Source organism: Streptococcus sp. 5004, from assembly GCF_013276755.1.
In the GTDB taxonomy this organism is placed as follows: domain Bacteria; phylum Bacillota; class Bacilli; order Lactobacillales; family Streptococcaceae; genus Streptococcus.
In genome coordinates, this window is the sequence record NZ_VMLP01000025.1 from 1 (window position 1) to 20,947 (window position 20,947).

Genomic DNA, 20,947 nt, shown 5'->3' on the forward strand with positions numbered 1-20,947 from the left:
TTTCATTGAGTATAATTTTGTTTCTATCTTAATCAAACTGGATAGTGAATAATCATATTCTCACGATAGAAGAAGAGGCTGAGATTGGTGATTCTCGGCCTCTTCGATTTCTTAAAATGTTCCGATACGGGTGATTGGCCAGAAGCGGAATTTAGCTTCCCCTGTGATATCTTTTGCTTTAAAAGTACCTACATGGCGGCTGTCGCTCGAAACCAAGCGGTCGTCTCCGAGGAGAAGGTATTCTCCTTCTGGGACAGTAAAGCTAAAGTTGGTGTTATAGTTGACATCAACTGTGAAGGCTTGGGCTTTTTCAGCGATACTTCTAAAGAAAGTGCCTTTATTTCCTTCAAATCCCTTGCCTGAGTAAGTGCTTTGGAGTTTATCATCCTTGAAACGTTTGATGTAGTCAGCTAGGTAAGGCTCATCCGTCTCTTTATCATTGATGTAAAGTTTATCATTTTCGTAACGGATGGTGTCGCCAGGCATTCCGATAACACGTTTGACGATGTCCTTATTCCCATCATCTTCATGGGCCACCACGATATCAAAACGGTCAATAGGGAGGTGCTTAACGACAAAGAGAATTTCTCCATCCGCTAGGGTAGGATCCATGGAATGCCCTTCTACGCGGACATTACTCCAAAAAAAGATACGACTTAAAGCTAGTAATGACAGAATCAGGAGGAACAATCCCCACTCTTTTAAGAAATGTTTAAATGAATTCATAATTTACCTTTCTAAGCGTTTTTTCGCTTTTTCAGTATTTTTAAAGTGCAGTTTGGCGCAGAAGTTAAGTCCCTGCATACCATAGGCTTGCAAAATCTGGCTAGCTACCTTATCAGAAGCCGTTCCAGCTCCACTTGGTAGCTGATAGCCCAGCTCTCGTCCCAGATTTTCAAGATTTTCCAGAAAGAGATCACGCGCAATGATAGAAGAAACTGCGACAGCCAAGTATTTGCCCTCAGCTTTTTCTTCCAAGCTGATAGGATTGCTGAAACGATTGGCCTCTTGTGCCAAGTACTTGTCATAATTTTTAGCACTGGTAAAGGCATCAATCACAATTTTCTCAGGCTGAACACCTTTTTGAAGGAGGAGATAGATAGCCTGATTATGGAGGGCAACCTTAACCGAAACAGCATTGTAGCGGTCTCCGATGACCTCGTTGTACTTGCTGGGTGAGAGAAGGAGTGCCTGGTGTTGGATTTTTTCCTTGAGGATAGGGGCAATCTGACGGATCTTTTGGTCGGTCAGAGTTTTAGAATCTCCCACACCGAGTTTTCGCAAGAAAGCATGCTGGTCAGGTGTGACAAAGGAAGCCACAACTGCAAGTCCACCAAAGTAGGAACCATTTCCAACCTCATCCGTCCCAATCAAAGGGAGATTTTGTCCACTGGTTTCCTCTACAGCTTGATAGCCAAAGAAACGAGCGTATTTCTCAGCTCCTTCACCCTGAAGCAAGACCTTTCCAGAAGTATAGATAGAAACCGTTGCTTGAGGTAGTCGCAAAAAGTAGCGAATATAGGGATTCTTGCTGGGAGCCAGACTGCTTTGATAGTGTTCAAGAAAAGCCTGAATCTCCTTTTCGCTTGGTGTGAGTGTTATACTTGCCATAGTTTCTATTGTACCATAAAAGCAGGCAAATTTGTAAAAACTGACAAAATTAGCGAATTTTGGTATAATATCGTGAGGTGAATTTTATGGCAAATCTAAATCGATTCAAATTTACATTCGGGAAAAAATCATTAACCTTGACAAGCGAGCATGATAATCTTTTTATGGAGGAAATCGCCAAGGTTGCGACAGAAAAATACCAAGCAATTAAAGAACAAATGCCTAGCGCAGATGATGAAACAATCGCTCTTTTGTTGGCAGTCAACTGTTTGTCAACTCAACTCAGCCGTGAGATTGAATTTGATGATAAGGAGCAAGAATTAGAAGAACTCCGTCACAAGCTTGTGACTTGTAAGCAAGAACAGAGCAAGATTGAGGATTCCTTATGATTTCACTCCTTCTTCTATTGGTCTTGGCTTGGGGATTTTATATCGGCTATCGGAGAGGTCTGCTCTTACAGGTTTATTACCTGATTTCAGCCATGGCATCGGCTTTTGTGGCTGGCCAGTTTTATAAGGGACTGGGAGAGCAATTTCATTTGCTGCTCCCTTATGCAAATCCGCAGGAAGGTCAGGGAACTTTCTTTTTCCCATCGGATCAACTCTTTCAGTTGGATAAGGTCTTTTACGCAGGGATCGGCTACTTGCTTGTATTTGGGATTGTCTATAGCATCGGTCGTTTACTTGGTCTCCTCTTACACTTGATTCCTAGTAAAAAGCTTGGTGGCAAGTTGTTCCAAGTTTCAGCAGGTATCTTGTCCATGTTGGTGACCTTATTTGTCTTGCAAATGGCTTTGACCATCTTGGCGACCATCCCCATGGCAGCTATACAAAATCCTCTTGAAAAGAGTATCGTCGCAAAACACATCATCCAGAGCATACCGGTAACAACCAGTTGGCTCAAACAAATCTGGGTGACAAATTTAATCGGATAAAAAGGGCAGGAAATTTCCTAGCCCTTTGTTTACAGATTGACTAGAATCTATCAGAATGTAAAAAGCTACCGCACCTAGACATTCAAAGACAAGGAAATAACGATGAATAAGAAAATATTAGAAACATTAGAGTTCAATAAGGTCAAGGCTTTGTTTGAACCCCATTTGTTGACCGAGCAGGGCTTGGAGCAATTGAGACAGCTGGCTCCGACTGCCAAAGCAGATAAAATCAAACAGGCTTTTGCTGAGATGAAGGAAATGCAGGCTCTCTTTGTCGAGCAACCGCATTTTACTATTCTCGCAACTAAGGAAATCGCAGGAGTCTGCAAGAGGTTGGAGATGGGAGCGGACCTCAATATCGAGGAGTTCCTACTCTTGAAGCGCGTACTTCTTGCCAGCCGAGAACTGCAAAGTTTTTATGCTAATCTGGAAAATGTCAGCTTGGAAGAATTAGCCCTTTGGTTTGAGAAATTACATGATTTTCCGCAATTACAAGGAAATCTCCAAGCCTTTAATGATGCAGGTTTCATTGAAAATTTTGCCAGTGAAGAATTGGCGCGCATCCGTCGAAAAATCCATGATAGCGAGAGTCAGGTACGCGATGTTTTACAGGATCTGCTCAAGCAAAAAGCGCAGATGTTGACAGAAGGGATTATTGCCAGCAGAAATGGCCGTCAGGTTCTACCTGTCAAAAACACTTACCGTAATAAGATTGCAGGTGTCGTCCATGATATTTCTGCCAGCGGAAACACCGTCTATATCGAACCCTGTGAGGTGGTCAAACTGAGCGAAGAAATCGCTAGTCTGCGAGCAGATGAGCGCTATGAAATGCTTCGCATTCTCCAAGAAATCTCGGAGCGTGTTCGCCCTCATGCGGCTGAGATTGCTAATGACGCTTGGATTATCGGCCATCTGGACTTGATTCGTGCCAAGGTCCGCTTTATCCAAGAAAGGCAAGCAGTCGTTCCTAAGCTGTCAGAAAATCAAGAGATTCAACTGCTACATGTCTGCCATCCTTTGGTCAAAAATGCCGTCGCAAATGATGTCCATTTTGGTCAGGATTTAACAGCCATTGTCATTACAGGTCCCAATACAGGTGGGAAGACCATCATGCTTAAAACTCTGGGTTTGACGCAGGTTATGGCTCAGTCTGGTTTGCCAATTTTAGCAGACAAGGGAAGTCGTGTGGGTATTTTTGAAGAAATCTTTGCTGATATTGGAGATGAGCAGTCTATTGAGCAGAGCTTGTCTACCTTCTCTAGCCACATGACCAATATTGTGGATATTCTTGGCAAGGTTAACCAACATTCACTCTTAATCTTGGATGAGTTGGGGGCTGGTACCGATCCTCAAGAGGGAGCCGCCCTTGCCATGGCTATTCTGGAGGACCTTCGCCTGCGTCAAGTCAAGACCATGGCGACCACCCACTATCCCGAACTCAAGGCCTACGGTATTGAGACAGCCTTTGTGCAAAATGCCAGCATGGAGTTTGATACTGCAACTCTACGCCCGACCTATCGCTTTATGCAGGGCGTTCCTGGTCGAAGTAATGCCTTTGAAATTGCCAAACGTCTAGGCTTATCTGAAGTTATCGTAGGGGATGCCAGTCAGCAGGTTGATCAGGACAATGATGTCAACCGGATTATTGAGCAACTGGAAGAGCAGACGCTGGAAAGCCGTAAACGCTTGGACAATATCCGTGAGGTGGAGCAAGAAAATCTCAAGATGAACCGTGCGCTCAAAAAACTTTACAACGAGCTCAATCGTGAAAAGGAAACCGAGCTTAATAAGGCGCGTGAACAGGCTGCTGAGATTGTGGACATGGCTCTAAGTGAGAGTGACCAGATTCTCAAAAATCTCCACAGCAAATCTCAACTTAAACCCCACGAAATCATAGAAGCCAAGGCCAAGTTGAAAAAATTGGCTCCTGAAAAAGTAGATTTGTCTAAAAACAAGGTCCTTCAAAAAGTTAAGAAAAAACGAGCTCCAAAGGTAGGAGATGATATCGTGGTTCTCAGTTACGGTCAGCGTGGTACCTTGACAAGTCAGCTTAAGGACGGCCGTTGGGAAGCCCAAGTTGGTTTGATCAAGATGTCCTTGGAAGAAAAAGAATTTGACCTTGTTCAAGCCCAGCAAGAAAAGCAAGTCAAGAAGAAACAAGTCAATGTTGTGAAACGAACTTCTGGTCGAGGACCTCAAGCCAGACTGGACCTTCGAGGCAAGCGTTATGAAGAAGCCATGAATGAGCTAGATGCCTTTATCGACCAAGCCTTGCTTAACAATATGGCCCAAGTCGATATCATCCATGGTATCGGAACAGGTGTCATCCGTGAAGGTGTCACTAAATATCTACAAAGAAACAAACATGTCAAGAGTTTCGGCTATGCCCCACAAAATGCTGGAGGCAGTGGTGCGACTATTGTGACCTTTAAAGGATAGCAGTATTCTGGACTTTATAAAGTAAAAACTGTTGAACTAATTTTTACTAATAAACACATTGACAAAAGCCAACATTTTTTGTAAAATAAGAATCAATTAAATACCAACACCGAATGAAGTTTAATAGAAGTGGGGAATCGTTTGATTTTCCATGACTGTAAATGGACGGAACTCTGGAGAGACCGTAAAGGCACCGAAGGGGCAAGGCAGGCAACTGCTCAAACTCTCAGGTAAAAGGACAGAGCTAGGATAGACCGCTTTTTAGCATTTATCTAAGCATTCCAGAGTACATGTATCTTGCATGTGCTCTTTCTTTTGGGGTTGAAAGGATAGGAGAAGGAAATGTTAGAATTGCTTAAATCAATCGATGCTTTTGCTTGGGGACCGCCCCTCTTGATTCTCTTGGTCGGAACAGGGTTTTACCTAACTATTCGGCTAGGGCTCTTGCAGGTTTTGCGTCTGCCCAAGGCTTTTCAACTTATTTTTATCCAGGATAAGGGACATGGTGATGTATCCAGTTTTGCAGCTCTGTGTACAGCCTTGGCATCAACCGTTGGAACAGGGAATATCATAGGGGTTGCGACGGCTATCAAGGTGGGGGGACCTGGAGCCCTCTTTTGGATGTGGATGGCGGCTTTCTTTGGAATGGCTACCAAGTATGCGGAAGGACTCTTGGCCATCAAATACCGCACCAAGGACGACCATGGTGCAGTAGCGGGAGGTCCCATGCACTATATCCTTCTAGGAATGGGAGAAAAGTGGCGTCCCCTGGCTGTTTTGTTTGCAGTAGCAGGAGTACTGGTTGCTCTCTTGGGAATCGGAACATTCACCCAAGTCAACTCGATTACAGAATCTATCCAAAATACAACGGCTATTTCGCCAGCTATCACAGCTCTCGTCTTGTCTGTCTTTGTAGCGATTGCAGTCTTTGGCGGACTCAAGTCTATTTCAAAGGTTTCAACTACTGTTGTTCCTTTTATGGCTATCATTTATATTTTGGGAACTCTTACAGTTATTTTCTTTAATATTGAGAAAGTCCCTGCCACAATCGCTTTAGTCTTTACCTCAGCTTTTAGTCCCCTTGCTGCGGTAGGTGGATTTGCTGGTGCTAGCGTTCGGATGGCTATTCAAAATGGTGTGGCGCGTGGTGTTTTCTCAAATGAATCTGGTCTGGGTTCTGCTCCCATTGCAGCTGCTGCGGCTAAGACAAATGAACCAGTAGAGCAAGGTTTGATTTCCATGACAGGAACCTTTATTGACACCCTCATTATCTGTACTCTGACTGGTTTGACCATCTTGGTAACTGGTGTTTGGAGTGGTGACTTAAATGGGGTTGCCTTGACTCAGTCAGCCTTCTCAACAGTCTTTTCACACTTTGGGCCTGCCCTCTTGACCATCTTCCTTGTACTCTTTGCCTTTACAACGATTCTAGGTTGGAACTACTACGGAGAACGCTGTTTCGAGTTCCTATTTGGTGTTCGTTTTATCTGGCTCTACCGTGTGGTCTTTGTGCTCATGGTCTTGTTGGGAGGATTTATCGAGTTGGATATGGTCTGGATTATTGCAGATATTGTCAATGCCTTGATGGCTCTGCCAAACTTGATTGCCCTCTTGGTCTTGTCGCCAGTTGTCATTACTGAAACTAAAAAGTATTTTGACAAATAATGAAATCACACATGGCGTGTGATTTTTTTGCCTATAAATGTTTTTTATCAAGCTGATATATAATATATATTATGCAAGTGATTGGAAGTGTGATAAACTAATATACAACGAAAATCTTATGAGAGGAATAAAGCTTTGTCTTAGATAAACTTAGGAATCAGGATTTTATAAGATTTTCCAATAATATTAGTGTCAATAACAAGAAAAGAGGTATCTTATGACAACATTTACAATCCATACAGTAGAATCAGCGCCAGCAGAAGTGAAAGAGGTTCTTGAAACAGTAGAAAAAGATAATAATGGCTATATTCCCAACCTAATCGGTCTCTTGGCCAATGCACCGACTGCTTTAGAAGCCTACCGAACTGTCGCATCTATCAACCGTCGCAACAGCCTGACACCCGTTGAGCGTGAAGTGGTGCAAATCACAGCAGCCGTGACCAATGGTTGTGCCTTCTGTGTCGCAGGTCACACAGCCTTTTCCATCAAACAAATCCAGATGAATGATGACTTGATTCAAGCTCTTCGCAATCGTACTCCAATTGAAACAGATCCTAAATTGGACACCCTAGCTAAGTTTACCTTGGCAGTTATCAATACCAAGGGTCGTGTAGGAGATGAAGCCTTAGCTGAGTTTTTAGAAGCTGGCTACACGCAACAAAATGCCTTGGATGTGGTTCTGGGTGTCAGCCTAGCAAGCCTCTGTAACTATGCCAACAACCTAGCCAATACCCCAATTAATCCAGAATTGCAACCTTATGCTTAATTCATATCTGAGCAAAAAATGAAGTCTGAAATAATCGGACTTCGTTTTTTATCCCCTCATTTAAGCGCTTTTATGATATACTGAAACTAACATGATTATTGGAGGTTAGGATGAAAAAACTCCCCTTGGTATTTTCTGGTTGTTTGCTAGGTTTGGCAGGAGCTGGGAATCTCATTTTAGATACGTTGCCAGTTCTGTCCCATCTGTTGAGTCTGACAGGTTTGATTTTGTGGATTTACTTTCTGATTCTTCATCTCTTTAATTGGAAAGAAACCAAGCAAGAGTTGACCAAGCCCCCTCTTTTGTCAGGGATGGCCACTTTTCCTATGGCTGGGATGATTTTATCTACCTATGCCTTTCGTGTGTTTTATCATCTTCCTTTGGTTGCGCAAGGACTCTGGTGGTTTTCATTTCTCTTGGATTTGGTCTTGATTGCTGGTTTCACCATCAAGTTTGCCTGTCCGGGTCGGAGGGTTCATGCGACTCCAAGCTGGACGGTTCTCTATGTAGGGATAGCGGTAGCAGCCTTGACTTATCCTCTGGTGGGTATCATTGAAATTTCCTATGTGACCTTGAGTTTTGGTTTTCTCCTAACCTTCTATCTCTATCCGCTTATTTATAGCGATTTAAAGAAACATCCACTCCCTGTAGCCTTGCTTGGACAAGAAGGAATCTACTGTGCTCCTTTCTCTCTACTCTTGGCTTCCCTAGTTCGAGTTGGAGGAGAGGGCCTATCGACTTGGCTCTTGATTACCATGATTTTGGCTTCTCAATCCTTCTTTTTCTTTGTTTTGAGTCGCTTGCCCAACATTTTAAAACAAGGTTTTCAACCAGCCTTCTCAGCCCTCACCTTCCCAACCATTATCACAGCTACCTCGCTCAAGATGGCTCAGGGAATCTTGAAACTTCCATTTTTGGATTATTTGGTAGTGGCTGAAACTGTTATTTGCCTAATCATTTTGCTCTTTGTATTAGGCGCTTATCTGAATTGGTTACGAAAAAAGGTCTAGCTAGAAATAGCTAAACCTTATTTTTTATGGTTTGATGACTTCAGCTCCACCCATGTATGGACGAAGTGCTTCTGGGATGGTTACAGAACCATCTTCATTTTGGTAGTTTTCAAGAATAGCAGCCACTGTACGTCCAACTGCAAGTCCAGAACCGTTCAAGGTATGGAGCAATTTAACTTTGCCATCTGCTTCATCACGGTAACGGATTTGGGCACGACGGGCTTGGAAATCTTCTGTGTTTGAACAGCTTGAGATTTCACGGTAAGTATTTTGGGCTGGAATCCACACTTCCAAGTCGTAAGTTTTAGCAGCTGAGAAGCCCATATCTCCTGTAGAGAGCGCAACGACACGGTATGGAAGGTTGAGTTTTTGAAGAATGTTTTCAGCGTTGGCTGTCATTTTTTCCAATTCTTCGTAAGATTCTTCTGGTTTGGCAAATTTGACCATTTCAACCTTGTGGAATTGGTGCAAACGGATCAAGCCACGCGTATCACGACCGGCAGAACCAGCCTCAGAACGGAAAGATGGACTCATAGCAGTGAAGTAGATTGGAAGATCTTTGCCATCCAAGATTTCATCTCGGTAGTAGTTTGTCAGAGGAACTTCAGCAGTTGGAATCAAGACAAAGTTGGTATCGCTGAGTTCAAAAGTGTCTTCCTTGAATTTTGGATATTGACCAGTCCCAAACATAGAATCATGGTTAACCATGTATGGTGTGATGACTTCCGTATAGCCTTCCTTGCCATGCTCATCCAACATAAAGTTGTAGATAGCACGTTCCAAACGAGCACCGAGGCCTTTATAGAAGAGGAAGCGAGCGCCTGTTACCTTACCACCGCGTTCCCAATCAAGGATACCAAGGTCTTCACCAAGATCCCAGTGAGCTTTAGGTTCGAAGTCAAACTCACGTGGAGTACCCCAACGACGAACTTCCACATTGTCGTCTTCGTCAGCCCCAACAGGAACGCTATCAGCTGGAATATTTGGAAGAGTAGTGGTAAATTCTGTCAATTTAGCATCGATTTCTGCCAATTCAGCATCCAAGGCTTTGACATCAGCAGATAGAGTTTGCATGGCAGCAATCTTGTCATCTGCATTTTCCTTGTTGCGCTTAGCTTGGGCAATCTCAGCAGAAACTGTGTTGCGTTCTGCTTTTAAAGTTTCAACCTTGACCAAGATGTCACGACGTTTAGCATCGATTTCTTTCATCTCATTCAAGACAGCAGCATCTACACCACGTGTAGCCAATTTTTCTGCGACAGCATCAAAATCTGTACGAATACGTTTGATATCTAACATAAGAACTCCTTTATGAAAAAAGCACACCTGACAAAGCGTTGGAGTGGCAGGGCCACGGTTCCATCCAACTTCACAGGTGTGCACTTGATTGTGTATGTAATTGTTACTAACGGTAGAATTTCACCTATCCCTCCTATCTGCTCGCAGCACCCGCAGACTTTCTGAAAGAAGAAGATAACCTACTTATCCGTTGCTATGATTATACTAAAGTTTCTACTTTTTTGCAAATAGATTTTTAAATTTTTGGCTAATTGTCTGAATCAGGGTAGGAAGTTTGACGACCTTGTCATTGCCCAGTTTTTCGCGTGCAATTTTGAGAATAGCACCTGAGTCTTTTGAAGCAAAGAGGAATTTTCCTTTGTCTGTAAAGACTTCGAAGTGGCGACTGATTTTTCGTCCAGTGACATTGGCTCCAATCTGATTGATATGCCCCCAAGGAATCTGGATAAATTGTTCGACATTGACGTCTGGGTAAAATTCTAAGGCTTGATCTCCGACAAGGAATTTCCCAACTTTTCCAGCGATAGAGAGGTAGGAAGTGCCTGTCGTGCTGAGAAGCACTGTTTTATTAAGAGATTGGGCCATGATTAGTCTTCCTTACTTTCTCCAAAAAAGGCATTGTAGAGGGCTTTAATAGCTGCTTTCTCTTGGTCTTTATTGACAACAAACATGATAGAAACTTCACTAGAACCTTGAGACATCATCTGGATGTTGATCTTGTTTTCAGATAGAGCGCGTGTCGCAGTAGCAGTGACTCCGATATGACTCTTCATCTTTTCTCCAACAATCATAATGATAGAAAGGTCGTGTTCGATTTCTGCATGGTCTACTTCAGCCTTCTGAACCAACTGACGCAGGATTTCTTCTTCCTTGATAGGAGTTAGTTCGCGAGAACGGAGAATGATTGAAAGATCGTCGATACCTGTTGGCATATGTTCCCAACCGATGTTAAGGTCTTCAAGGATTTGTAGAACCTTGCGGCCGAATCCAACCTCGCGGTTCATAAGGTATTTCGACATGTTGATGCTGACAAAGCCTGAGTCACCAGCAATTCCCACAACTGGAAATTCATCACTACTGTGTTTTAGAACGATACGAGTACCTGGATGGTCAGGGTTGTTGGTATTCTTGATAACCAGAGGAATTTTTCCACGGTAGGCAGGAAGAAGGGCTTCGTCATGAAGAACTGAGAATCCTGCATAGGCCAACTCACGCATTTCACGGTAGGTCAACTCAGGAATCGAGTGTGGTTGGTGGATAATACCTGGGTGGGCTGCAAAGATACCATCAACATCCGTAAAGTTTTCATAGAGGTCTGCCTTAACACCGGCAGCAATGATAGAACCTGTAATGTCTGATCCTCCACGTGAGAAGGTACAGATTTGATTTTCCTTAGTAACTCCAAAGAAACCAGGAATGACAAGGACTTCATTTGCATTTGTCAATTCCTCAATCTTGTCATAACTTGATGGAATAATGCGAGCGTGACCAGGTTCACTTGTGACCACAATACCAGCTTCTCTAGGGTGAACATAGCGTGCATCAATCCCATTTTGATTAAAGTAGGCTGCGATCAATTTAGCATTGTTGTTTTCACCGGCTGCTAGGAAAGTGTCGTAGAGAAATTCATTTTCTTCGATAGGAAGACTTGCCAAGGCACGAATGCTTTTTGAAATTTTCTCTAGCACAGCTGGTTTCAGTCCTAATTCACTAACCATAGCAGCATAGCGGTCGATAATCCAGTTTTGGCTCTTGCTAATATCGTTACCAGCAACATAGTCGCGGTAGTATTTAATCAAGGCATCCGTAACCTTAGTATCTTCAGCATTGCGTTTTCCTGGTGCAGAAACAACTACAAAACGACGCTCTGGATCGCTTTTTACGATGTTTAAAACTTTTTCTAATTGACTAGCAGAGGCAAGAGAGCTACCTCCAAATTTAACAACTTTCATAAGAACTCCTAAAGTAAGTATTTTATACGATTATAGCAGAAAGAAAGCCTTTTTTCAATCTGGAAAATAAGATGTTTTCTAGCCTAAAGCGCGCCTTTCCAATCGGCTGAGACACTTTCAGTCAATTTTTTCTTGCTTTCTGTTCCTAAAAAAGATATACTTTGAAAATAAAATAATTTAATGTTCAATGAAAATCAAAGGGCAAACTAGGAAGCTAGCCGCAGACTGCTCAAAGCACTGCTTTGAGGGTGTAAATAAGACTGACGAAGTCAGTAACTATACCTACGGCAAGGCGAAGCTGATGTGGTTTGAAGAGATTTTCGAAGAGTATAACTTGCTTATAAAAACAAAAAGGAGTCCAGATGGAACATATTATTTATCAACTTGAAGAGGATTTGGCAATCCTTACCTTGAACCGTCCTGAGGTTGCAAATGGCTTTCATATTTCCATGTGTGAGGAGATTTTAGAAGCCCTGACTTTGGCAGAAGAGGATCCGGCTGTGCATTTTATCTTAATCAATGCCAATGGCAAAGTCTTTTCAGTTGGGGGAGATTTGGTAGAGATGAAGCGGGCAGTGGATGAGGATGATATTCCATCATTGACAAAAATCGCAGAGTTGGTCAATACGATTTCCTATAAAATCAAGCAAATAGCCAAACCTATTTTAATGGAAGTTGACGGTGCTGTTGCAGGTGCCGCAGCCAATATGGCTGTTGCGGCAGATTTCTGTCTTGCAACGGATAAGGCTAAATTTATCCAAGCCTTTGTTGGCGTCGGCTTGGCTCCAGATGCAGGAGGAATTCATCTCTTGAGCCGCAGTATCGGTGTGACGCGTGCAACTCAATTAGCCATGACAGGAGAGGCTTTAACCGCAGAAAAAGCCCTAGAATGGGGACTGGTTTACCGCGTTTCTGAAGCTGAAAAATTTGAAAAGACGAGAGAACAGCTTCTTAAAAAATTAAGACGTGGTTCAAGTAATTCCTATGCAGCCATTAAAAAGTTGGTTTGGGAGAGCCAATTTAAAGACTGGCAGGATTACGCTACTTTAGAACTGAACCTACAGGAATCCTTAGCTCAAACAGAGGATTTCAAAGAAGGAGTGCGGGCCCATTCTGAGAGAAGAAGACCTAAATTTACAGGAAAATAAAAAAATACTTGCATCATTCTTTGAACTTTGATATAATTCTCTTGTCAAATGTTTTGATTGTAAAAGTTTTTTTGAGAAGGAGGGAAAGAAAGATTGGACTACCAACGAATTAATGAATATTTAACATCTATATTTAACAATGTCCTTGTCATTGAGGAAGTGAGCTTGAGGGGTAGTCGTTTCAAGGATATCTCCATCAAAGAAATGCATACGATTGATGTGATTGGGAAATTCCCAGACGTGACACCAAGTAAAGTGTCAAAAGAGTTGATGGTGACTCTTGGGACCGTTACGACTAGTTTGAATAATCTCGAACGCAAGGGTTACATTGAACGCATTCGTTCAGAACATGATCGTCGTGTGGTACATCTGCATTTGACAAAGAAAGGTCGCTTGGTTCATAGGCTACATAAACGTTTCCACAAGGCCATGGTTGAAAAAATCATTGATGGTATGAGTAAGCAAGAAATTGAGGTTATGAGCAAAGGTTTGACCAATCTTTATCAATTTTTGGAGGATTTGAGATAATGGCTTTTGCAAAAATAAGCCAGGTTGCTCATTATGTGCCAGAGCAAGTGGTTACAAATCATGATTTGGCTCAGATTATGGATACCAATGATGAGTGGATTTCAAGTCGGACGGGAATACGACAAAGGCATATTTCAAGAACAGAATCTACTAGTGATTTGGCTACAGAAGTTGCCAAGAAACTGATGGCAAAAGCTGGAATCACAGGGGAGGAGTTGGATTTCATTATCCTAGCTACCATCACTCCAGATTCGATGATGCCCTCTACAGCTGCTCGTGTTCAAGCTAATATTGGTGCTAATAAGGCCTTTGCTTTTGACCTAACAGCAGCTTGCAGTGGATTTGTATTTGCTCTTTCAACTGCTGAAAAGTTTATCGCTTCTGGTCGCTTTCAAAAAGGCTTGGTGATTGGTAGTGAAACCCTCTCTAAGGCAGTCGATTGGTCGGACCGATCAACAGCTGTTTTGTTTGGAGATGGTGCTGGTGGCGTCTTGTTAGAAGCTAGCGATAAGCAACATTTCCTAGCGGAGAGTCTCAATAGCGATGGTTCACGAAGCGAGTGTCTAACTTATGGACATTCAGGCCTGCATTCTCCATTTTCAGATCAAGAAAATGCAGATTCATTTTTGAAGATGGATGGACGCGCAGTCTTTGATTTTGCCATTCGAGATGTAGCCAAGTCTATCAAGCAGACTATTGATGAATCTCCTATAGAGGCGACAGACTTGGATTATCTGCTACTGCATCAGGCTAATCTCCGTATTTTGGATAAGATGGCTAGAAAAATTGGTGTTGACCGAGCCAAACTTCCAGCCAATATGATGGAATATGGCAATACCAGTGCAGCCAGTATCCCGATTTTACTTTCAGAGTGTGTAGAACAAGGTCTCATCCCTTTAGATGGTAGCCAGACTGTTCTGCTATCAGGCTTCGGTGGAGGCTTGACCTGGGGCACACTCATTCTTACAATTTAGGTAATCATGTGGTGAACACATTGTTATAAAAAACTATTTATTTTAAAGGAGTCCTATCATGGCAGTATTTGAAAAAGTACAAGAAATTATCGTTGAAGAACTTGGAAAAGACGCATCAGAAGTAACACTTGAATCAACTTTTGATGATTTGGACGCAGATTCATTGGACTTGTTCCAAGTAATCTCAGAAATCGAAGATGCTTTTGATATCCAAATCGAAGCAGAAGATGACTTGAAAACAGTTGGTGACTTGGTTGCCTACGTTGAAGAGCAAACAAAATAAGCAGAATATGAATAGAAGGAGTAGGGAAACCCGCTCCCTCTTGTTTAGGCAATAGTTTGATTGTCAAATTATGACGGTATCGAACTATTACGTAAGCAAGAAACGATGGAGGCACTATGAAAACGCGTATTACAGAATTATTGAACATTGAGTATCCTATTTTCCAAGGAGGAATGGCCTGGGTTGCTGATGGTGATTTGGCAGGGGCTGTTTCCAAGGCTGGAGGACTAGGGATTATTGGTGGGGGAAATGCCCCGAAAGAAGTCGTCAAGGCAAATATTGACAAGATTAAATCGTTAACGGATAAACCCTTTGGTGTCAACATCATGCTCTTGTCTCCCTTTGTGGAAGATATTGTAGACCTTGTTATCGAGGAAGGTGTTAAGGTAGTGACAACAGGCGCAGGAAATCCTGGTAAATACATGGAACGTTTCCATGAAGCCGGGATCACAGTCATTCCTGTTGTACCAAGTGTTGCCCTAGCTAAACGAATGGAAAAAATCGGTGCGGACGCTGTTATTGCAGAAGGAATGGAAGCTGGGGGACACATTGGCAAATTAACAACCATGACCTTGGTGCGACAGGTAGCCACAGCTGTATCTATTCCTGTTATTGCGGCAGGAGGGATTGCGGATGGTGAAGGTGCTGCAGCTGGCTTTATGCTAGGTGCAGAGGCTGTTCAGGTTGGAACTCGTTTTGTCGTTGCAAAAGAGTCTAATGCCCATCCAAATTACAAGGCCAAGATTTTAAAAGCTAGAGATATTGATACTACGATTTCAGCTCAACACTTTGGACATGCTGTTCGTGCAATTAAAAATCAGTTGACTCGTGATTTTGAAAAAGCTGAAAAAGATGCCTTTAAACAAGAAAATCCTGATTTAGAAATTTTTGAACAAATGGGAGCAGGTGCCCTAGCCAAAGCAGTTGTTCACGGTGATGTGGATGGTGGATCTGTTATGGCAGGTCAAATCGCAGGCCTTGTTTCCAAAGAAGAAACCGTTGAAGAAATCCTAAAAGATTTGTACTATGGAGCAGCTAAGAAAATTCAAGAAGAAGCCTCTCGTTGGGCAGGAGTTGTAAGAAATGACTAAAACAGCCTTTTTATTTGCTGGTCAAGGTGCCCAGTATCTAGGGATGGGACGGGATCTCTATGATCAGTATCCGATTGTCAAAGAAACGATTGATCAAGCCAGTCAGGTTCTTGGTTATGATTTGCGTCATCTCATCGATACAGAAGAAGAAAAACTCAATCAGACCCGCTATACGCAACCAGCTATTCTAGCGACTTCGGTTGCTATCTACCGTTTATTGCAAGAAAAGGGCTATCAGCCTGATATGGTTGCTGGTTTGTCCCTTGGAGAATATTCTGCCTTGGTGGCCAGTGGCGCCTTGGATTTTGAAGATGCGGTATCCTTGGTCGCTAAGCGTGGAGCATTCATGGAAGAAGCGGCTCCTGCTGGCTCTGGCAAGATGGTGGCTGTTCTCAATACACCAGTAGAGGTCATTGAAGAAGCCTGTCAAAAAGCTTCTGAACTTGGAGTGGTTACCCCAGCCAACTATAATACACCTGCACAAATTGTGATTGGTGGAGAAGTGGTTGCAGTTGACCGAGCTGTTGAACTCTTGCAGGAAGCAGGTGCCAAACGCTTGATTCCTCTCAAGGTTTCAGGTCCCTTTCATACCGCTCTCCTTGAGCCTGCTAGTCAGAAACTAGCTGAAACTCTAGCTCAGGTAAGTTTTTCAGATTTCACTTGTCTCCTAGTCGGCAATACAGAAGCTACAGTTATGAAAAAAGAAGACATTGCTCAACTCTTGACGCGTCAGGTCAAGGAACCAGTTCGTTTTTATGAAAGTATTGCAGTTATGCAAGAAGCAGGAGTAACCAACTTTATCGAGATTGGACCGGGGAAAGTCTTGTCAGGCTTTGTCAAAAAAATTGATAAAACGGCTAAACTAGCTAATGTTGAAGAACAGGCGAGTTTGGAAGCCTTGCTAGAAAACGAGTAATCCCTTCTCCCACAAATATAAGAGGAAACAGGAGAAAAGAATGCAACTAAAAAATAAAAATATCTTTATTACAGGTTCGAGTCGTGGGATTGGTCTTGCCATTGCCCACAAGTTTGCTCAAGCAGGAGCCAACATTGTCTTAAACAGTCGTGGTGCAATTTCAGAAGAATTGCTCGCTGAGTTTTCAGACTACGGTGTCAAGGTGGTTCCCATTTCAGGAGATGTATCAGATTTTGCAGACGCTAAGCGTATGGTTGAGCAAGCTATTGCAGAGCTGGGTTCAGTAGACGTTTTGATCAACAATGCAGGAATTACCCAAGATACCCTGATGCTCAAGATGACAGAATCGGATTTTGAAAAAGTGCTTAAAGTGAATCTGACTGGTGCCTTTAACATGACACAATCAGTCTTGAAACCGATGATGAAAGCCAGAGAAGGTGCTATCATTAATATGTCTAGTGTTGTTGGTTTGATGGGAAATATTGGTCAAGCTAACTATGCTGCTTCTAAGGCTGGTTTGATTGGTTTTACCAAGTCTGTGGCGCGTGAAGTGGCCAATCGCAATATCAGGGTTAATGCTATCGCACCTGGAATGATTGAGTCCGATATGACAGCTGTTCTATCAGACAAGGTAAAAGATGCCATGCTGGCGCAAATTCCTATGAAAGCATTTGGGCAGGCAGGACAGGTTGCAGATTTGACAGTATTTTTAGCAGGCCAAGATTATCTAACTGGTCAAGTGGTTGCCATTGATGGCGGCCTCAGTATGTAGCAGAAGCTAGAGGTAAAAAAGATGAAACTAAATCGTGTAGTAGTAACAGGTTATGGAGTGACATCTCCAATCGGAAATACACCAGAAGAATTTTGGAATAGTTTGACAACTGGAAAAATCGGAATTGGTCAAATAACAAAATTTGATCACAGTGACTTTGATGTGCATAATGCGGCAGAAATCCAAGATTTTCCTTTTGATAAATACTTTGTAAAAAAAGATACCAACCGTTTTGATAACTATTCTTTATATGCCTTGTATGCAGCTCAAGAGGCTGTTAATCATGCAGGTCTTGATGTAGAGACTCTTGACAAGGATCGTTTTGGTGTTATTGTGGCCTCTGGTATTGGTGGAATCAAGGAAATTGAAGATCAAGTGCTTCGTCTCAACGAAAAAGGACCAAAACGTGTGAAACCATTGACCCTTCCAAAAGCCTTGCCAAATATGGCTTCAGGAAATGTTGCTATGCGTTTTGGAGCAAACGGTGTTTGTAAATCCATCAATACTGCCTGCGCTTCATCAAATGATGCGATTGGGGATGCCTTCCGCTCAATTAAATTTGGTTTCCAAGATGTTATGTTGGTAGGTGGTTCAGAAGCTTCTATTACACCTTTTGCTATTGCTGGTTTCCAAGCCTTGACAGCTCTCTCTACTACAGAGGATCCAGCTCGTGCTTCTATCCCATTTGATAAGGACAGAAATGGTTTTGTCATGGGAGAAGGTTCAGGGATGTTGGTTCTTGAAAGTCTTGAACACGCGGAAAAACGTGGGGCTACTATCCTTGCTGAAGTGGTTGGTTACGGAAATACTTGTGATGCCTACCACATGACTTCACCACATCCAGAAGGTCAGGGAGCTATCAAGGCCATCAAACTAGCCTTGGAAGAAGCTGAGATTTCTCCAGAGCAAGTAGCCTATGTCAATGCTCACGGAACGTCAACTCCTGCTAATGAAAAAGGAGAAAGTGGTGCGATCGTAGCTGTTCTTGGTAAGGAAGTGCCTGTATCATCAACCAAGTCTTTCACAGGACATTTGCTGGGTGCTGCAGGTGCAGTAGAAGCTATTGTCACCATCGAGGCTATGCGTCATAACTTTGTACCAATGACAGCTGGAACAAGTGAAGTATCAGATTATATCGAAGCCAATGTCGTTTATGGACAAGGCTTGGAGCAAGAAATTCCATACGCTATTTCAAATACTTTTGGTTTTGGTGGCCACAATGCAGTTCTTGCTTTCAAACGTTGGGAGAATGAATAAGTATGAATTTAAACGATATTAAAGACTTGATGGCCCAATTTGACCAATCAAGTTTGAGAGAATTTTCTTATAAAAATGGGACGGATGAGTTGCAGTTTAGCAAGAATGAAGCGAGACTGGTGTCTGAAGCTGCATCTCAAGTTGCTCCAGCACCCGTTCTAGCAACACCGAGTCCAGTGGCACCTACATCTGCTCCAGAAGAAACTGTAGTGGAAGCAACTTCGGCGCCAGCTGAAACAAATGTGGCTGCTGAGGGAGATCTTGTAGAGAGCCCACTTGTTGGGGTAGCTTACTTGGCTGCTGGTCCAGATAAACCTGCCTTTGTAACAGTTGGTGATAGTGTTAAAAAAGGTCAAACATTGGTAATTATCGAAGCCATGAAAGTCATGAATGAAATTCCTGCACCTAAGGATGGTGTGGTAACAGAAATTCTCGTTTCTAACGAAGAAATGGTTGAGTTTGGTAAAGGATTGGTACGAATCAAATGATCGATATTCAAGGAATCAAAGAAGCCCTTCCCCACCGTTATCCTATGCTCCTAGTGGACCGTGTCTTGGAAGTGAGCGAGGACACCATTGTTGCCATCAAAAATGTGACCATCAATGAGCCCTTCTTTAACGGCCATTTTCCTCAATACCCAGTTATGCCAGGTGTTCTGATTATGGAAGCCTTGGCGCAAACAGCTGGTGTTTTGGAGTTGTCAAAACCTGAAAATAAGGGGAAACTGGTCTTTTACGCTGGTATGGACAAGGTTAAGTTCAAGAAGCAAGTTGTACCAGGCGACCAATTAGTTATGACGGCAACGTTTGTAAAACGTCGCGGTACCATTGCTGTGGTTGAAGCAAAGGCTGAAGTGGATGGCAAGCTTGCAGCTAGTGGTACTCTTACCTTTGCAATAGGGAACTAAGGAGGTTCTCCATGTTTCGAAAAATTTTAATTGCCAATCGTGGTGAAATTGCGGTTCGGATTATCCGTGCGGCGCGTGAATTGGGGATTGCGACGGTGGCGGTTTATTCAACTGCTGATAAGGAAGCCCTTCATACGCTTTTGGCAGATGAAGCGGTTTGTATCGGCCCTGGCAAGGCAACAGAGTCTTATCTCAATATCAATGCGGTTCTATCAGCTGCAGTCTTGACTGAGGCAGAAGCCATTCACCCAGGTTTTGGATTTCTCAGTGAAAATTCCAAATTTGCAACCATGTGTGAAGAAGTTGGTATCAAGTTTATCGGCCCATCTGGTCATGTTATGGATATGATGGGGGATAAGATCAATGCGCGTGCTCAGATGATTAAAGCAGGCGTGCCAGTCATTCCAGGTTCGGATGGAGAAGTGCATAACTCTGAAGAAGCTTTGACTGTTGCTGAAAAAATTGGCTATCCTGTTATGCTTAAGGCTTCAGCAGGTGGAGGTGGTAAAGGGATTCGTAAGGTTGAAAAACCAGAAGACCTCGTATCAGCCTTTGAAACTGCCTCTAGTGAGGCCAAGGCCAATTATGGCAATGGTGCCATGTATATAGAACGAGTTATCTATCCAGCTCGTCACATTGAGGTTCAAATCCTAGGAGACGAACACGGAAATGTGATTCACTTGGGGGAACGGGATTGTTCTCTTCAACGGAATAACCAAAAGGTTTTGGAAGAAAGTCCTTCGATTGCAATCGGGAAAACGCTACGCCATGAAATCGGTGCTGCTGCTGTTCGAGCTGCAGAGTCTGTTGGCTATGAGAATGCAGGGACCATTGAATTTCTGCTTGATGAAGCCAGTAGCAACTTCTACTTCATGGAAATGAATACTCGTGTACAAGTAGAACATCCAGTAACAGAATTTGTTTCAGGTGTGGATATCGTTAAGGAACAGATTCGCATTGCGACAGGTCAGCCTTTGTCTGTTAAGCAAGAAGATATTGTCCTACGCGGTCATGCCATCGAGTGTCGGATCAATGCAGAAAACCCAGCCTTTAACTTTGCTCCAAGTCCAGGTAAGATTACCAATCTCTATCTGCCAAGTGGTGGAGTTGGCTTGCGCGTGGATTCAGCAGTTTATCCAGGCTATACCATACCACCCTATTATGATAGTATGATTGCTAAAATCATCGTTCATGGTGAAAATCGTTTTGATGCCTTGATGAAAATGCAACGTGCCCTCTATGAATTAGAGATTGAAGGGGTGCAGACCAATGCTGATTTCCAGCTTGACCTTATTTCAGATCGCAATGTCATTGCTGGAGATTACGATACTTCCTTCTTAATGGAAACCTTCTTACCTAAATATCAAGAAAAAGAATAAAATGACTTCAAGAGTT

At 42.9% G+C, this 20,947-nt stretch carries 22 protein-coding genes and 1 riboswitch; of the genes, 17 read left to right on the forward strand and 5 right to left on the reverse strand.

The features are described from left to right. Positions 1-111 precede the first annotated feature (111 nt). Together lepB and rnhC are read right to left on the reverse strand one after the other, a co-directional pair. Entirely contained in the window at positions 112-726 is a 615-nt protein-coding gene (lepB, locus tag HT685_RS08275; RefSeq protein WP_050314087.1) for a signal peptidase I, read from the reverse strand. A gap of 3 nt (positions 727-729) precedes the next feature. Beyond that, the gene (gene rnhC / locus HT685_RS08280) at positions 730-1,611 is read right to left on the reverse strand and encodes a ribonuclease HIII (RefSeq protein ID WP_173226313.1); all 882 of its coding nucleotides are present in this window, start codon (positions 1,609-1,611) and stop codon (positions 730-732) included. An 86-nt stretch (positions 1,612-1,697) separates the two neighbouring features. Here rnhC and zapA point away from each other — a divergent pair, with 86 nt between their 5' ends. The 6 genes from zapA (at position 1,698) to HT685_RS08310 (ending at position 8,425) form a co-directional block, all read left to right on the forward strand. After that, positions 1,698-2,000 (forward strand): cell division protein ZapA, encoded by a 303-nt coding sequence (gene zapA, locus HT685_RS08285; RefSeq protein WP_000002019.1) that lies wholly within the window; start codon positions 1,698-1,700, stop codon positions 1,998-2,000. Further along, positions 1,997-2,545, forward strand: a complete 549-nt coding sequence (locus HT685_RS08290; RefSeq protein ID WP_000624513.1) for a CvpA family protein — start codon at positions 1,997-1,999, stop codon at positions 2,543-2,545. The genes zapA and HT685_RS08290 overlap by 4 nt, the downstream gene beginning before the upstream one ends. 102 nt (positions 2,546-2,647) lie before the next feature. Next, positions 2,648-4,984: an endonuclease MutS2 gene (locus HT685_RS08295; RefSeq protein ID WP_173279011.1), complete on the forward strand. Its 2,337-nt coding sequence runs from the start codon at positions 2,648-2,650 to the stop codon at positions 4,982-4,984. 163 nt (positions 4,985-5,147) lie between these two features. After that, a riboswitch (glycine riboswitch) is annotated at positions 5,148-5,236 on the forward strand. A gap of 90 nt (positions 5,237-5,326) precedes the next feature. Then, positions 5,327-6,649, forward strand: coding sequence for a sodium:alanine symporter family protein (locus tag HT685_RS08300; RefSeq protein ID WP_173226318.1), 1,323 nt, complete (start codon positions 5,327-5,329; stop codon positions 6,647-6,649). A 217-nt stretch (positions 6,650-6,866) separates the two neighbouring features. Further along, positions 6,867-7,415 carry a carboxymuconolactone decarboxylase family protein gene (locus HT685_RS08305; protein WP_050223066.1) on the forward strand — a complete coding sequence of 183 codons (549 nt, stop codon included), beginning with the start codon at positions 6,867-6,869 and terminating at the stop codon, positions 7,413-7,415. A gap of 110 nt (positions 7,416-7,525) precedes the next feature. After that, positions 7,526-8,425, forward strand: a complete 900-nt coding sequence (locus tag HT685_RS08310; protein ID WP_173226319.1) for a TDT family transporter — start codon at positions 7,526-7,528, stop codon at positions 8,423-8,425. 24 nt (positions 8,426-8,449) lie between these two features. Here HT685_RS08310 and serS read toward each other — a convergent pair whose 3' ends face one another. The 3 genes from serS to HT685_RS08325 all read right to left on the reverse strand — a co-directional run bounded on the left by serS (position 8,450) and on the right by HT685_RS08325 (position 11,676). Beyond that, entirely contained in the window at positions 8,450-9,724 is a 1,275-nt protein-coding gene (gene serS, locus HT685_RS08315; protein WP_173226321.1) for a serine--tRNA ligase, read from the reverse strand. A gap of 213 nt (positions 9,725-9,937) precedes the next feature. Beyond that, positions 9,938-10,309 (reverse strand): DUF956 family protein, encoded by a 372-nt coding sequence (locus HT685_RS08320; protein ID WP_000079353.1) that lies wholly within the window; start codon positions 10,307-10,309, stop codon positions 9,938-9,940. A gap of 2 nt (positions 10,310-10,311) precedes the next feature. Next, complete coding sequence (locus tag HT685_RS08325; protein ID WP_173226323.1) at positions 10,312-11,676, reverse strand: aspartate kinase; 1,365 nt, start codon at positions 11,674-11,676, stop codon at positions 10,312-10,314. Between the two features lie 362 nt (positions 11,677-12,038). On the opposite strand from HT685_RS08325, the gene HT685_RS08330 reads away from it, so the two are divergent. The 11 genes from HT685_RS08330 (at position 12,039) to HT685_RS08380 (ending at position 20,931) form a co-directional block, all read left to right on the forward strand. Continuing rightward, the gene (locus HT685_RS08330) at positions 12,039-12,824 is read left to right on the forward strand and encodes an enoyl-CoA hydratase (protein ID WP_173226325.1); all 786 of its coding nucleotides are present in this window, start codon (positions 12,039-12,041) and stop codon (positions 12,822-12,824) included. Between the two features lie 93 nt (positions 12,825-12,917). Beyond that, complete coding sequence (locus HT685_RS08335; RefSeq protein WP_173226327.1) at positions 12,918-13,352, forward strand: MarR family transcriptional regulator; 435 nt, start codon at positions 12,918-12,920, stop codon at positions 13,350-13,352. Further along, the gene (locus HT685_RS08340; protein ID WP_173226329.1) at positions 13,352-14,326 is read left to right on the forward strand and encodes a beta-ketoacyl-ACP synthase III; all 975 of its coding nucleotides are present in this window, start codon (positions 13,352-13,354) and stop codon (positions 14,324-14,326) included. Before HT685_RS08335 ends, HT685_RS08340 begins: the two co-directional genes overlap by 1 nt. Before the next feature lie 58 nt (positions 14,327-14,384). After that, complete coding sequence (locus HT685_RS08345; protein ID WP_000257838.1) at positions 14,385-14,609, forward strand: acyl carrier protein; 225 nt, start codon at positions 14,385-14,387, stop codon at positions 14,607-14,609. A gap of 116 nt (positions 14,610-14,725) precedes the next feature. Beyond that, entirely contained in the window at positions 14,726-15,700 is a 975-nt protein-coding gene (gene fabK, locus HT685_RS08350) for an enoyl-[acyl-carrier-protein] reductase FabK (RefSeq protein WP_173226331.1), read from the forward strand. Continuing rightward, complete coding sequence (gene fabD / locus HT685_RS08355; RefSeq protein ID WP_173226333.1) at positions 15,693-16,616, forward strand: ACP S-malonyltransferase; 924 nt, start codon at positions 15,693-15,695, stop codon at positions 16,614-16,616. The genes fabK and fabD overlap by 8 nt, the downstream gene beginning before the upstream one ends. A 40-nt stretch (positions 16,617-16,656) precedes the next feature. Then, positions 16,657-17,388 (forward strand): 3-oxoacyl-[acyl-carrier-protein] reductase, encoded by a 732-nt coding sequence (gene fabG / locus HT685_RS08360; RefSeq protein WP_173226335.1) that lies wholly within the window; start codon positions 16,657-16,659, stop codon positions 17,386-17,388. Positions 17,389-17,409: 21 nt separating this feature from the next. After that, positions 17,410-18,645: a beta-ketoacyl-ACP synthase II gene (gene fabF, locus HT685_RS08365; protein WP_173226337.1), complete on the forward strand. Its 1,236-nt coding sequence runs from the start codon at positions 17,410-17,412 to the stop codon at positions 18,643-18,645. Between the two features lie 2 nt (positions 18,646-18,647). Beyond that, a complete protein-coding gene (gene accB / locus HT685_RS08370; protein ID WP_173226339.1) occupies positions 18,648-19,133 on the forward strand; it encodes an acetyl-CoA carboxylase biotin carboxyl carrier protein in 486 nt (161 codons plus the stop codon). Next, positions 19,130-19,552: a 3-hydroxyacyl-ACP dehydratase FabZ gene (fabZ, locus tag HT685_RS08375; RefSeq protein WP_000565515.1), complete on the forward strand. Its 423-nt coding sequence runs from the start codon at positions 19,130-19,132 to the stop codon at positions 19,550-19,552. The genes accB and fabZ overlap by 4 nt, the downstream gene beginning before the upstream one ends. Before the next feature lie 11 nt (positions 19,553-19,563). Beyond that, the gene (locus HT685_RS08380) at positions 19,564-20,931 is read left to right on the forward strand and encodes an acetyl-CoA carboxylase biotin carboxylase subunit (RefSeq protein ID WP_173226342.1); all 1,368 of its coding nucleotides are present in this window, start codon (positions 19,564-19,566) and stop codon (positions 20,929-20,931) included. Positions 20,932-20,947 lie beyond the last annotated feature (16 nt).